The 14,580-nt window shown below is 40.4% G+C and carries 12 protein-coding genes; 7 read left to right on the top strand and 5 right to left on the bottom strand.

All coding sequences use genetic code 11. The features are described from left to right. The first annotated feature begins 3 nt into the window (after positions 1-3). The 4 genes from FTU03_RS11805 to dapC all read left to right on the top strand — a co-directional run bounded on the left by FTU03_RS11805 (position 4) and on the right by dapC (position 5,860). Positions 4-636, top strand: coding sequence for a hypothetical protein (locus FTU03_RS11805; RefSeq protein WP_257218506.1), 633 nt, complete (start codon positions 4-6; stop codon positions 634-636). Positions 637-763: 127 nt separating this feature from the next. Next, positions 764-1,978, top strand: coding sequence for a formate-dependent phosphoribosylglycinamide formyltransferase (gene purT, locus FTU03_RS11800; RefSeq protein WP_171521865.1), 1,215 nt, complete (start codon positions 764-766; stop codon positions 1,976-1,978). A gap of 23 nt (positions 1,979-2,001) precedes the next feature. Beyond that, positions 2,002-4,668 (top strand): [protein-PII] uridylyltransferase, encoded by a 2,667-nt coding sequence (glnD, locus tag FTU03_RS11795; protein WP_179993077.1) that lies wholly within the window; start codon positions 2,002-2,004, stop codon positions 4,666-4,668. Between the two features lie 22 nt (positions 4,669-4,690). Then, a complete protein-coding gene (gene dapC / locus FTU03_RS11790) occupies positions 4,691-5,860 on the top strand; it encodes a succinyldiaminopimelate transaminase (RefSeq protein WP_179993076.1) in 1,170 nt (389 codons plus the stop codon). Between the two features lie 129 nt (positions 5,861-5,989). Here dapC and FTU03_RS11785 read toward each other — a convergent pair whose 3' ends face one another. Together FTU03_RS11785 and msrB are read right to left on the bottom strand one after the other, a co-directional pair. Next, positions 5,990-6,466 (bottom strand): glutathione peroxidase, encoded by a 477-nt coding sequence (locus tag FTU03_RS11785; RefSeq protein ID WP_004784130.1) that lies wholly within the window; start codon positions 6,464-6,466, stop codon positions 5,990-5,992. Next, positions 6,463-6,882, bottom strand: coding sequence for a peptide-methionine (R)-S-oxide reductase MsrB (msrB, locus tag FTU03_RS11780; RefSeq protein ID WP_004784131.1), 420 nt, complete (start codon positions 6,880-6,882; stop codon positions 6,463-6,465). Before msrB ends, FTU03_RS11785 begins: the two co-directional genes overlap by 4 nt. A gap of 152 nt (positions 6,883-7,034) precedes the next feature. On the opposite strand from msrB, the gene FTU03_RS11775 reads away from it, so the two are divergent. Together FTU03_RS11775 and FTU03_RS11770 are read left to right on the top strand one after the other, a co-directional pair. Next, entirely contained in the window at positions 7,035-8,270 is a 1,236-nt protein-coding gene (locus FTU03_RS11775) for a pyridoxal phosphate-dependent aminotransferase (protein WP_004784132.1), read from the top strand. A gap of 209 nt (positions 8,271-8,479) precedes the next feature. Further along, positions 8,480-9,682, top strand: coding sequence for a YbfB/YjiJ family MFS transporter (locus FTU03_RS11770; protein WP_179993075.1), 1,203 nt, complete (start codon positions 8,480-8,482; stop codon positions 9,680-9,682). A 74-nt stretch (positions 9,683-9,756) separates the two neighbouring features. Here the strand turns inward: FTU03_RS11770 and FTU03_RS11765 are convergent, their stop codons facing one another. From FTU03_RS11765 to FTU03_RS16245, 3 genes are all read right to left on the bottom strand, one after another. Beyond that, positions 9,757-11,745, bottom strand: a complete 1,989-nt coding sequence (locus FTU03_RS11765) for an acyltransferase family protein (protein ID WP_179993074.1) — start codon at positions 11,743-11,745, stop codon at positions 9,757-9,759. Between the two features lie 88 nt (positions 11,746-11,833). Next, positions 11,834-12,397 carry a M23 family metallopeptidase gene (locus FTU03_RS11760; RefSeq protein ID WP_179993073.1) on the bottom strand — a complete coding sequence of 188 codons (564 nt, stop codon included), beginning with the start codon at positions 12,395-12,397 and terminating at the stop codon, positions 11,834-11,836. A gap of 161 nt (positions 12,398-12,558) precedes the next feature. Beyond that, positions 12,559-12,687: a hypothetical protein gene (locus tag FTU03_RS16245; protein WP_004784138.1), complete on the bottom strand. Its 129-nt coding sequence runs from the start codon at positions 12,685-12,687 to the stop codon at positions 12,559-12,561. Between the two features lie 885 nt (positions 12,688-13,572). On the opposite strand from FTU03_RS16245, the gene FTU03_RS11755 reads away from it, so the two are divergent. Further along, a complete protein-coding gene (locus FTU03_RS11755) occupies positions 13,573-13,737 on the top strand; it encodes a hypothetical protein (RefSeq protein WP_179993072.1) in 165 nt (54 codons plus the stop codon). The last annotated feature ends 843 nt before the right edge of the window (positions 13,738-14,580 follow it).

The following is a 14,580-nucleotide window of genomic DNA, read 5'->3' as shown; positions in this document are numbered from 1 at the left end:
GGCATGTTCGAGCCAAAGCAAATGATTGAAGGGAAAATTTTTATTCATCATCGACGTGATGAAATGTTAGCTATTTTTAATCAATACGAATTACCCGGCTGTTATTTTGAATGTTTTATCAATGCACAGAATTTTACTGGTCATTTTGTAGAAGTGGTTGCTGAACCCGCAGATCATGTCCGTGTCATTTATATTCAGAAGCATGGCAAAAATAAAATCGTTGTCCTATATAACCAGACTCAACAGGTAATCCATCTGCATCCCAAACAAATCATTTTTAGCCGTTGGAGCCTGCTACATAAAGGCATTCCAAATCTCATTTATGTATTTTGCTTTAGTATAATTTTACTGTTTCTATTTTTTGCACTTGTCGCAGTGTCAAATCATCAATTCCACTTTTTCACTGTATTCCTCGATGCACTGCAATTTTCAGGATTTGGTTTATTGCTATGGATATTTGGTTTTATCTGTCCTTTTGTGATTCCCTTTTATGCCTTTAAGAGAATACAAAGTCTGAAACTTCTCCATCAACTTCAGCTCAATGACAAGCAAATTCTGCATATGGAAAAACCCAATCCGCAAAACCGGATTTATCATTTAAACCCTATGAAAAATACAATAAAGCGAACTGCCTGATTTCAGATGCAATTCTCTATAAACTTTTATAAATAAAACTGCTGGCCAATATCACAATTTTGTATGAAACTCGGCTTATCTCGGCATTGAGTTCTGTTATGCTAAAAGTCCATAAAATCAAGCATGGATAATACACATGAACGTGACTATTGGTACTCCTCTTCAATCTTCAGCTTTTAAAGTTCTATTGCTAGGTTCAGGAGAACTAGGTAAGGAAGTGGTGATTTCCTTGCAACGTTTAGGTGTAGAAGTTCATGCTGCAGATCGTTATGCAGATGCTCCTGCCATGCAGGTGGCACATTTTTCTTATGCCTTAAATATGGCAGATGCAGCGGAACTCAAACAGCTTATTCAAAAAATTCAGCCGCATCTCATTGTTCCTGAAATTGAAGCGATTGCGACCGAAGTGCTGGTTGAAATTGAAGAACAGAATATTGCAACCGTAATTCCTTCAGCTAAAGCAGTGAACCTGACCATGAACCGTGAAGGCATTCGTCGTCTGGCAGCTGAAGAACTAGGCTTACCGACCTCTGCTTATCGCTTCGCCGATTCTCTGGAATCTTTCCGCGCAGCCTGTGATGACATTGGCTATCCAAACTTTGTGAAACCGGTGATGTCTTCTTCAGGTAAAGGCCAATCTCGCGTGAAAAGTTTTGAAGAAGTCGATGCTGCCTGGGAATATGCGCAAACAGGTGGTCGAGTTAATCAGGGCAAAGTGATTGTCGAATCACAGATTGATTTCGATTTTGAAATTACCCTGCTTACTGTGCGGGCTAAGAATCCTCAAACTGGCGAAATCGAAACTTCTTACTGTGATCCGATTGGACATCGTCAGGACTCAGGCGACTATGTAGAAAGCTGGCAGCCTCAGCCAATGAGCCCAGCTGCTCTGGAAGAATCAAAACGTATCGCCAATAAAGTCACCACGGCATTGGGCGGTTGCGGCATTTTTGGTGTAGAACTCTTTGTCAAAGGCGACAAAGTATGGTTTAGTGAGGTTTCACCTCGCCCGCATGACACTGGTCTGGTCACTTTGGCTTCCCAGTTCCAGAGTGAATTTGAACTGCATGCCCGTGCTATTTTAGGCTTACCAGTCAATACAGCTCGCCATAGTGTGGCTGCCAGTGCCGTGATTTACGCAGGTGTCGATGATCGCAATCTTTCATTTTCTGGCCTGAATCTTGCTTTAGCCCATGCCGATACCGATTTACGCCTGTTTGGTAAACCTGAAGGTTTTAAACGCCGCCGTATGGGTGTCGCGACTGCGCGTGCAGAAAGCATTGAACAGGCTCGCGAGCTGGCTCAACAGGTTGCTGACCAAGTTAATGTTCATCAAAATTAAGTAAATACAACGGACCACTGTTCATGATCAATACCTCCCCGCTGCTGAATTACATTAAAAGTCACAATGACATCAAAGCGATCAATCAATGGCGTAGCGATGTAGAAAATCAGCTTCAGGAATGTTTTGAAAATGGACAGTCCATCCGTGACATCATTCAGGCTCGTTCTAACCTGATTGATGAAGCCCTGCAATTTCTGTGGAATCATGCTGAACTTGATCAGACCGATTTGGCGCTTTTCGCAGTCGGCGGTTATGGCCGCCGCGAAATGCTGCCATATTCAGATGTCGATATCATGATCCTCTCAGAAGATGATTTCACTTCAGAGCAGGAAAAGCTGATCTCCAGCTTTATTTCTTCGCTTTGGGATGTGGGCAATTTCAAACCGGGCATCAGTGTTCGTACCATCAATGAATGTGTCAATCAGGCCAGCAGCGACCTTACTGTAGCGACGTCCTTGATCGAGGCACGTCTGATTATTGGCAATGAAAATTTAACCAAGTGGCCACGCCGGATCGTGTCACAAACCTGGACTGATAAAACCTTTTTTGATGCGAAAATGGACGAGCAGCACAAACGCTATGCTCAGCACAATAATACTGAAAGCAATCTGGAACCGGATATTAAAAATGCACCGGGCGGTATCCGTGATATTAACCAGATTGGCTGGATTGCCAAACGTCATTTCCGTGTCAACCGTATTTATGACCTGGTGCATCTGGGCTTTATTTCAGAGTTTGAACTTGCCGTACTCGAAGAAGCTGAAAGCTTTCTCTGGGAAATTCGTCATCATTTACACCGCCTGACCAAGCGCGATGAAAACCGCTTGCTGTTTGATTATCAACGGGATATTGCAGCGATGTTTGGCTATACCCGTGAAGAAGGTCAGTCACCGAACTATCCAATCGAACAGTTCATGAAGCGCTATTACCGTAGCGCGCAGCAGGTTTCGACTCTGAATGAAATGCTACTGGCTTATTTTAATGAATCAGTCATTACCCCACGTTTACCCCAATATGAACGCCAGATTGAAGAAATTAATGAAAACTTTAAACTGGTCGATGGCAAGTTAGCAGTTCAACATCACAAGATTTTCTCGGAAAAGCCAAGTGCCATTCTGGAAATCTTCTATTTGCTGGCCAATCGTCCTGAAATTGAGGGTATTCGTGCTCGTACTTTACGTCTGCTTACTCTGGCAGCTAAACGTATTGATCAGGATTTCCGTGATAATCCGGTACACCAAGCCCTGTTTATGGCCATCATTCGTTCACCGCATCGCCTGTACGAAACGCTAGTTGCGATGAAACGTTATGGTGTTCTGGGCAAATATATTCCGGCTTTCGGACAGATTACCGGCTTGATGCAATATGACCTGTTCCATATCTATACCGTGGATGCACATACCCTGCTCTTGATCCGCAATCTGAACCGCTTCAAAGAACCCGAATTTGCCAAAGAATTCCCAGTGGTCAGCTCCGTGTTCCAGCGTCTGGCACGTCGTGACATTGTTTATCTAGCGGCTATTTTCCATGACATTGCCAAAGGTCGTGGCGGTGATCATAGTGAGCTTGGTGCAGCCGATGCGATTCAGTTCTGCCGTACCCATGGCTTTACCGAACGTGAATGCAATCTGGTTGCCTGGCTGATTGAAAACCATTTGTCCATGTCAGTGACCTCACAGAAAAAAGACATTTCCGATCCGGATGTGGTCAAAGAATTTGCTGAAAAAATGGGAGATATGGAGCATCTGGATTATCTGTATACCCTAACCGTGGCAGATATTAATGCGACCAATCCAAAACTCTGGAATACCTGGCGTTCATCTTTGATGCGTCAACTCTATACGCATGCGCGTGATGTGATTCGTTCTGGCTTGGGCCGTCCGGTTGATTACCAGATGCTGATTGAAGATACCAAGTTCGAAGCCAGTGAACGTCTGGTAGAACATTTCTCGCTTTATGATGTCGAAAAAGTCTGGCAGGAACTGGGCGATGACTACTTCCTGAAAGAATCTGCCGATGAAATCGCCTGGCATACCCGTGCCATTCTGGAACATGGGGATAATCCTGCACCATTGGTATTAATGCGTGCGCATCGTAAATATGCACAAGATGCCGTGCAGATCTTCATCTATACCCAAGATAAACCAAATCTGTTCGCCACCACGGTTGCTGTTCTGGACCGCATGAATCTGGACGTTCAGGATGCCCGGATTATTACCGCAACCAAAGCTTTCAGTTTGGATACCTATGTCGTCCTTGACCGTTTTGGCACGTTATTGACCGATCCGGAACGTGAGGCAACTGTCATTGAAGCCTTACAGGATGCCTTAAGTCATTCTGATGAATATCCAGGTCTGATGCAGCGCCGGATTCCGCGTCAGTTACGTCATTTTGATATTGAAAATACCGTCGATATCACCCTTAATGAAGCTTTAAACCAGAATATGGTTGAAATTGCGACACTTGACCATCCTGGTTTACTTGCGAAAATTGGCGGTTTATTTATGATGCAGGGTCTGGATATTCACTCTGCCAAAATTGCTACGCTTGGCGAACGTGCTGAAGATATTTTCTTTGTCACCAAAAAAGATGGCAGCCCAATGACCCAAATAGAGTCTGACAATTTTGCAGCGGCATTAAAAGCTGCTCTGGATGAGGCCTCACATCAGGTCAATGCTCAACACTAACACACTGCTCGGTAACACATTCATGAACTCTAGCTTGTCTTTATTGCATCCATATCCGTTTGAAAAGTTAAATAAACTTTTCGCGGATATCCAGCCTGCGAATATGCCTTTGATTCCCCTTTCAATTGGTGAACCAAAGCATCCAGCACCCGAGTTCGTGAAACAGGCGATTATCGATAATTTCCAGCATCTATCGACTTATCCGAACAGCAAAGGCTTACCTGAATTACGAGAAAGCATTGCCAACTGGCTGACTCGCCGTTTTAAACTGAATAGCATCAGTGCAGACAGCAATGTATTACCGGTCTCTGGTACCCGTGAAGCAATCTTTTCTTTTGTCCAAGCTTTGATCAATCGTGAAGATGTGCCTTATGTGGTAATGCCAAACCCTTTCTACCAGATTTATGAAGGTGCTACCCTGCTTGCAGGTGCAAAACCTTATTTCATTAACTGTACTGAAGAAAATGATTACTTAGGCGACTTTGATGCAGTTCCGGCTGAAGTCTGGGAAAAAACTGCCCTGTTATTTGTGTGTACACCGGGCAACCCAACAGGTGCTGTTCTTTCTAAAGAGCAGTTTAAAAAGCTGATTGCACTGTCAGACAAATATGATTTTGTCATTGCTTCTGATGAATGCTATTCAGAACTCTGGTTTGATGACGCCCCGACAGGTTTACTGGAAGTGTGTGCAGAAATTGGCCGAGATGACTATAAAAACTGTGTCGTTTTCCATTCTCTATCTAAACGCTCCAACCTGCCAGGCATGCGTTCAGGCTTTGTTGCAGGTGATGCCACTTTACTCAAACCTTATCTGCAATACCGTACTTATCACGGTGCAGCGATGCCGGTGCAACACCAGTTAGCATCAATTGCAGCCTGGAGTGATGAAGCGCATGTGGAAGAAAACCGGGTACAGTATCGTGCCAAGTTCGATCTGTTCCAGAAAGAATTGGGGCACTTGCTTCCGCTGAAAAAACCGGATGCGGGTTTCTACTATTGGCTCAAAGTGGACAATGATGAAGCTTTTGCCAAAATGTTGATGGAAAAAGCGCATATCAAAGTATTGCCAGGCCGTTATCTGTCTCGTGAAACTACGCAAGGTAACCCGGGTGAAAATCATGTGCGTCTGGCATTGGTGGCTGATCTGGCACAATGTGAACAGGTAATTCAGCGTTTAAAAGCGATTCTTTAATCTTTTAAGATCTAAACACAAATAAAAAACCCACTTTCCAGAAGTGGGTTTTTTATGGATTTTGGCTACAAATTATTCTTCTATTTCACTTATTTTCTATTCATTAGAAATTAGAAATTTCAAATAAACTTATAAAACCTTTTCAATTTCTGTTTCGAGATCTTCAGGTTTGGTGGTAGGTGCAAAACGGTTTAATACCTTGCCATCACGACCAATCAGAAATTTGGTGAAATTCCACTTAATACCATTTCCTAGAATTCCTTTGGAATTATTGGTCAAGTAACGGAAGATTGCATGCGCTTCCGGACCTTTTACATCCACCTTGGAAAACATCGGGAAAGAAACCCCATAATTTTTCTGGCAAAACTCTCCGATCTGTTCATTTGAACCCGGATCCTGTCCGCCAAACTGGTTGCATGGAAAACCTAAAACTTCCAGTCCCTGCTCTTTATATTTCTGGTAAAGCTTTTCCAGACCTGCAAATTGTGGAGTGAAACCACATTTGCTCGCGGTATTTACGATTAAAAGTACTTTCCCTTCATAATCTGCAAGCCGTTTGTTTTTTCCATCTAACAACTCAGCTTCAAACTGATAAATGCTGGTCATGGATAAGTTTCCTCGTCAGTTTTTTCTTGTGTTTGTAATTCTAAAGAGGCCGAGTTTACACAATAACGTAAGCCAGTCGGTTCCGGACCATCCGGGAAAACGTGCCCCAAATGTGCATCACAATGATGGCAAACAATTTCTGTTCTCACCATACCATGTGAAGTATCAGGTAATTCTTCTACAACTGAGCTGCTCACAGGACGATAGAAACTTGGCCAGCCGCAACCGCTGTCATATTTAGTGGTTGAAGAAAACAGTGGCGTACCACAGCAACGGCAGACATAAGTCCCTTCCTGTTTTGTATTCCAGTACTTACCTGTGAATGCCGGTTCAGTTCCTTTTTCACGCGTAATGCGAAACTCTTCTGGTGATAACTCTCTTTGCCATTCCCGGTCTGTTTTATTGAGTTTTCCCATCACTAACTCCTTTAAATCTTTGACATTCAATGTCATGCTTCAGTACTTCCATATTTACGCTAGAGATGAAAAAATTTCTAGCGAAATTTCAGCATAGATTGTGATATTTGCGTAATCTATAGGTTTAACTTAAAAATTAATTGGATGGAATTATGTCCGGTATTGGTAACACCCCCCCTCGCGAGATCAAGAAATCGTCTAAGCTTGAGCATGTTTGCTACGACATTCGCGGACCAGTGTTACGAGCGGCCAACGAGATGGAAGAAGCCGGACATAAAATTATTAAACTGAATATCGGGAATCCCGCCCCATTCGGCTTTGAAGCCCCGCAAGAAATCATTAATGATGTTGCACTGAACCTGCCAAATGCGATTGGTTATACGGATTCCAAAGGGATTTTCCCGGCACGTAAAGCGATCTGCCAGTATTACCAGCAAAAAGGCATTCTGGATATGCACGTGAACGACGTGTATGTCGGCAATGGCGTATCTGAACTGATTGTAATGGCGATGCAAGGCCTACTGGATGACGGTGATGAAATGCTGATTCCAATGCCGGATTATCCATTATGGACTGCGGCAGTGAACCTGTCTGGCGGTACTGCGATTCACTATAAATGTGATGAAGAAGATCACTGGTATCCAGATATTGCGGATATGGAAAGCAAAATCACGCCAAATACCCGCGGGATCGTGATTATCAACCCGAATAATCCAACTGGGTCGGTTTATCCGCGTCATGTATTACAGCAAATCGTTGATTTGGCGAAGAAATATGACTTAATCCTGTTTGCAGACGAAATCTATGACAAGATCGTTTACGATGGCATTGAACATGTGTCAGTAGCTTCACTCGCAGGCAAGCAATTATGTGTATCGTTCAACGGTTTATCTAAGGCCTATCGTATTGCTGGCTATCGCTCAGGCTGGATGGCAATTACTGGTGATAAATCACGTGCAATGGACTACATTGAAGGCTTGGATATGCTGGCTTCAATGCGTCTTTGCGCGAATCATCAAGCACAATATGCAATTCAGACTGCACTTGGTGGCTATCAATCTATTAATGACTTGATCCGCCCAGGTGGCCGTCTATATGAACAACGCAATATTGCCTGGGAAATGCTAAACGAGATTCCAGGGGTGTCTTGTGTGAAGCCTGAAGGTGCAATGTACTGCTTCCCTCGTCTTGATCCTGAAATCTATCCGGTTGAAGATGACGAGAAACTGATGCTTGATCTGTTACGTGCTGAGAAAGTTCTATTGGTTCAAGGTACTGGTTTCAACTGGCCAACACCGGATCACTTCCGTGTGGTATTCCTGCCAGCAGAAAATGAACTGCGTGAAGCGATTACCCGTTTAGGCCGTTTCTTGGCAAAAATGCGTTAATTTATAAAATTAATTCCAAAAAACCGCATTCATGAATGCGGTTTTTTATTGTCTAAAAAGTTCCGCGATAAGCTTTACAGATATTTACAATAGAAGCATGCTGTTAATCTAGAGTTTCTTTTTTTAATAAAATCTATTCAGCCTTTTCTCCTTTAGCTTGATGATTCATGCTATTTTTTGAACAAATATAAAAATCCAAGAGTACATGGATGTCCTCAAATACGGTCAAGCTTAGCCTTTTTCTCTGCCTGAGTATGTGCTTAGGCATCGGCATTCTGCGTTTTTCCTATACTGCCCTGTTACCTGGTACACGTGAAGCCTTTGCCTGGAGCGCGAGCTTTGCCAGTCTTTTAGGTAGTGCCAATCTGCTGGGCTATTTAATGGGTGCTTTTGCAGCGATGCGCTTGCCCCAAGACCGAAGCATGAGTACTTATATCCAGCTTGCTGCAATAGCTGGAATGGTTAGCCTATTCTGTTGCGCTTTTTCAGGGTTTTCTGAAATCTGGTATATCAGCTGGCGCGTGATTTCCGGTATTAGTGGTGGCCTGCTCATGATTTTGTCACCGAGTATCGTGGCTCAGTGCTGTGATTTAAAAGACCGTTTTAAAATCAATTTTATTGGTTTTAGCGGGATTGGATTAGGGGTTTTATTAGCTACCCTGTTTTTGCCTTATCTTGACCAGATTTCCATACGTACGGCCTGGCTGATCTTATGTGGGTTTGCCCTGATGATTTGTATCTGCTTAAGCCTACTGATACCACAATTTAAACCCTATCTAGCTAAACAATCTGTTTCTCATCATGCTCAAGTACCTTTAAATACAGTCTTTTATAGTTTACTGGCGGTTTATGCCTGTAGTGCATTTGCCTATATTCCGCATTCCCTGTTCTGGATTGACTATCTCAGCCATGAACTAGGATTAAGCTTATTCTGGATTAACTTTAACTGGATTCTATATGGATTAGGCAGTGCCTTAGGTGCTTTTTCTGCTTATGTCCTGGCAAGAAAATTTGGCAATTTTACTGCCCTAAAGATTCTTTATAGTGTATATATTCTGGCGATTTTTATCGCGACTTTAAATGCTAACCCGTTCCTCACTTTCAGTTCTTCTTTTTTTACCGGAATGTTGAATCCCGCTGTAGTTTTCCTTACCTCTTATACCATTTTGCAACTGTATGGACTGGCCTATAAAAAGCTCTGGAGTATTGCGACTCTATGTTTTGCCTCTGTTCAGCTGATTGGTGGATTGAGTTTTAGCGCCCTGCAATATCTAGGATTGAACTATCATCAACAGTTTATGCTGGCCGCTTTAGTTTTATTAGCCGGAACTTTGCAATTGGTCTGGAATACACGTTCCTCCAAATATAAGACGAATGAGCAACCGGTTTCTATTCAAGAAGAAAAGAATTAAATAAAGATTAAAATCGGTCAATGCCCCAAATCCCAAGGAATAAGACCACGTCATTAAGCGTGGTTTTATTCCATTTAATCTTTCTTCAAATCTTTAAGCGGGTTACCAAACTGTTTTAGATATTCAACACCCAATTGCCGTGAACCCTGATCATTAAGATGATTATCATCTTTAAAACGATACAAAGGTACATCATTCAGCATCGTTTTACATGCCTGCTGATCACAGATGACTTTGGTTGGATCAATAATTTTCAATTGCGGATATTTCAGTTTTGCTTCTGCCAAAATATGATTAAAGGGTTTTAAATGTGCTTCATAACTTTTTCGAGAAACTGTACATGAAGCGTCTCGATGAAGAATCTCTTTACGAATATTACAATCAGATGGAATCCCTTCCCAGTCTAGATGTGGTACATCATTAATTAGCACCACCTGATCACTAGATTGATGGGCAATTTCTAAGGCTTTTATCAAACCTGCTTTAAATATCTCTTCCTCAGTATGATGAACACTATCTTTAAGTTTTACATCATCGTCAAAATACTGCGCATAAGATCCCGCCAGAATAATCATTGGATAATGGGTTTCTTTAAGATGTGCAGTAATAGCATCATTACGTTTTTGGAATTTGGTCAGTTCTTTCCATTGATTCAGCTTTAACTCAAATCGCTGCACACCTGGCAGATAAAAAGTTGAACTTTGCGTTGCATCATAACCGCGTAAATTGGCATCCTTTGCCCATTCGTCCAGCATTGCTGTATAGGCATTGGCATGCGAATCGCCAATCAACAGGAAATCAATATCTTCTTTAGATTGTCCTAAGACACAATCTTGAGCATTGGGTAAAACATTTGGATCCGCGGTATCCATGCAGTTACTACGAATCACATGTGCATACGTGTGTAATGCTTCCTGTTTGTCATGCACCGATTTTGGAAAACGCTCCGGGAAACCTTCATGTGTTTTGATGGTTTGGGCGATCGCAATAAAACTGACTGCAGGTAACAGAAATCCAAGAATAATCACTTTATAATTTGCAGCCATCACAAAGCGTTTCAGGGGTGTTTCAGCCAGTTTATAAGTCAGAAATGCACATATAAGTGATAGGAAAACAATAATAATCTGATTTTCCAGATTCAAGGGCAGCATATAAATGCCAAAGAACACGATGATTGGCCAGTGCCATAGATACAGAGGATATGAAATTTTACCAATCCATGTACTAAGACGATTAATTAGCAATAAATTACTTGAAGCTATGGATTGTCCCAGATAAATAATCAGTGCTGTTGCAAGACACGGGATCAATGCCATCAGTCCTGGGAATGGGGTTTGCTGATCAAAATAAATTGCAGTTGCAAATAGAACACTTACCCCAGCCCAGACCAATCCCTGTAATAGTTTTTTTGGCAGATTTGGTTTTGGCAAGCAGCTAATCAATGCACCAATCAACAACTCAAATGCCCGTACCGGCATACTATAATAAGCTTTGGCCGGGTTTTGAGTCAGTTGCTGCTGGGCATATAGAACCAAAGCGACAATGAATACACTGATGACGAGCCAAAGATATTTACGCGAGGTCTTACTCAAGAATAGCCATAGCAAGAGCGGCCAGAAAATATAAAACTGCTCTTCTACGCCCAGTGACCATAAATGTAATAACGGCACATTTTCTACATTCGGACTGAAATAATCTCCCACCTCATTTCGCATATACAGATTGGCAATAAGTACAGTCGCATACATGACACTTTTAAAATATTCTGTCAGTTCACCCGGCAACATCACCTGCCAAGCAATCAGACTGACAATTGCCAGTACAGTAAAATATGCAGGTGCCAGACGGATCACCCGTTTCTTATAAAACCGTGCAATTGAAAATTGCTGCAACTCAATATCGCGCGTCAGAATGGTCGTGATGAGATAGCCGGAAATGACAAAGAAAATATCAACACCAATATAGCCGCCAGAAAATAATGACCAGCCCAGGTGATTGAAAATAACCAATGATACTGCAATAGCTCTCAGGCCATCGATATCTGGTCGATAAGCAAAACTCATAAAAACAGGAAAAGCGGGAGATACGCTATTTTATGCTTTTCATTCTTTAGATGGCGATCTTTTACATTTTTTTTACATTCACCTGCACTTATTCCAATTCTTCTACCTTTAAATAAGGATAAGGATTGGTTGCACCTTCCCCACTGAGATAAATCCCATAATGCAAATGTGGTGGTGTATTTTTCGCATTACCGGTATTGCCGACATAGGCAATGATTTCACCTGCTTCTACCCAGTCTCCTTCCTGAATATGTTCAGCATAATCCTCCAGATGTGCATAATAATGTTGGCTTAAATTCGGACCAGTAATCCAGATAACTTTACCTCCTAAATTATTGGTTCCAATCTTGCGGACGATCCCTTGGGTCGCACTGACTACCGGTGTACCTCGTTGAGCAAAAATATCGGTTCCTTCGTGTTTACGTCCCTCACTGCGCGCTCCACCCCAAGTATCCTGAATCTGGCGAGGTTTTACTCCTTGTACAGGAATTTCTACCGGTCTAATCAGCTCAGATTTTTTTAATTGCCAGTACAGATACGGGCTTTTCCAGCCCGCTGGCTCACCTGATGGCGGTGGCTGACAGGCAGTAAGTAATATACTTAAGGAAAATATTAAAAGCAGGATTTTGGGAATTTTCACAATAGCTCGCATTGCCGTTTAATGAGTGGTTCGTTTTATCTTAAGGAATACAGAAAAATTTAAAGTCAAAATCCTGTTATTTTTAGTGATGTTTTTTCCAGATTATTTGTCGGAAACAGTCTTAAAAATAACAAAACCCTCAGCTGAGGGTTTTGTTGAATCAGGTCTAAATTTTATTTACGCTTTTTCGCACGAGATGGTTTAGAGGGTTGCTGCTGTTGCTGTTGTTGCTCTTCATTTTGAGCACTGTCCTTTTTATCCTTTTGCTGAACCTGCTTGTGTTTTGCTCTTGATTTAGCCATAGCATAAACTCCTTTGGAGAACTGTCTCTATCACTGGAAGTTGCATTAATCACTCTAACCTTTATATAAAATAAGCCAATCGCTGAGCTGTATCCAAATACGTCAATGTAAAAGCATCTTTAGTTAAGTCATTCAATTCTGATTAGATCTTTATTCGAGGTATTTACATCGCTTACATAGCGTTGCATGTTGATACCTGTTTTAACTCTGAATATAAATATGGTTTTCTGAATAAAATCCTTTAAAAAATTCACGAAAGATGCGGGTACATTTCATGGCCATGATCCAGATTCAGCATTGATGTATTCATATTCTCAATAATTGCCAGTTCAGACTCAGACCAACGTAGTAATAGTGTATTTAGTATAAGAGGCTACAAAAATGTAGACCATAGTTTTCGCAGTCAAGGAATAAATGCATGATAAGGTAGATTGATTATTAGATCTGTATTCAAAGTCATCTTGCCACTATTTTCAGGTTTAACAATTTATTAATTTTGATTGTGCTACTACTTGCATAGAATCTGCTAAGGTTCAAATATTCTTAGCTCTATAATATTTTTTATTGTTCCTATTTGAACTATTTTTTAATCCACATTATTTTATTCAATAAATAGTTATATTTTCTTTAAAGGAATTAAATTCTAAGGTTATAAAATTTATATCTTCCAAGTTATAAATTTAAGAACATTTAATGTTTTCAATTTCTAAAACATTTCTTTAATTAATTCTACAAAATAATTCATAAGATAATTGTTCTTACATAAGGTGAAAGGGTTTTCACGCTAAGCCCGAATATCTTACATAAGCAGACACCGCTCATACATGCCCAGAGAGTTTTATCCCCTACACTGAAATTAAGTTTTAGAAAATTAGAGGATTTCATATGAAACAGTTTTCGAAAATTCTAATACTCATTATGATAGGCCTTTATGGTACTTCTACTATTGCAGCAGATGCTATTCCTTTGGAAGCTAAAGCCGCCGCAGAAGCACAAAAAGCTGCACTAGAATATTCTGAAAATCAGAAGAGTGATTCAGACTCAGACTAAAAACAAAATAAAGCCCACGAAGGGCTTTATTTACATACGGGAATCATTAGAAAAAAGTTATTTTAATAACTCAATGATTGTCCTACTCCATAAACCATCAAGGCAATAAGGAATACGACCAATGCGGAGACAGCTAATTCTGCTTTAGTCATGTGTTTTACCCTCATGGAGAGCTGTATATTATTTATACACTACATAAGCATAAAACCAAATAACAAAATATTACATAATCTTGAATATTTAAACTAAAGTAAAACACAATATAAGAGAGTAAAACTATAAATTAAACCTTAATTATCAATAAATATATTTTTAATTATCAATTACTTAAAAATTTTTATTTAAAAAATTAATAGATTATTTCTTTGAAATCATAAAATAATCTTTGTTTATAAAAAATTTTTCTATGTAATATATTGCCATTCCAAAATTTAAGCTTCTGAACTTAATGTCTTTTTAAGTCATTTCATAGGTTTTAATTTACTATTTCATAATTTATTTTCCTTATTTGATATCAAATTAAAACTAAACACCTGATATGTATTTTTAAATAATCAACAACTGCTAATTTATTTTCAATAAAATTCTCTTTTTTTTTCCATAAAGATCATTTTTTATTATTTTTAAAACCTCAATATATAAATTTAAAGATCCTAAATAGAAGGATCTTTAAATTTTAAATTACTACATAGATTTGAGTACTTCTAACTCGAAATGGCTTTGTTGCACAAAGATTTGAAATGCAAAGCGCCCCTAATTGATCCAAATTTAAGGCGTAACTTGGGTAAGTGGGCGACCTAATTCCGTAAATCTGTTAAGGACTGCTACACGTGCATGGATCTC

The sequence above is a fragment of the Acinetobacter sp. YH12046 genome, from assembly GCF_013419905.1.
Taxonomy (GTDB): Bacteria; Pseudomonadota; Gammaproteobacteria; order Pseudomonadales; family Moraxellaceae; genus Acinetobacter.
The sequence above is the reverse complement of the archived record's forward strand: the minus strand, read 5'-3'. Positions and strand labels throughout refer to the sequence as shown.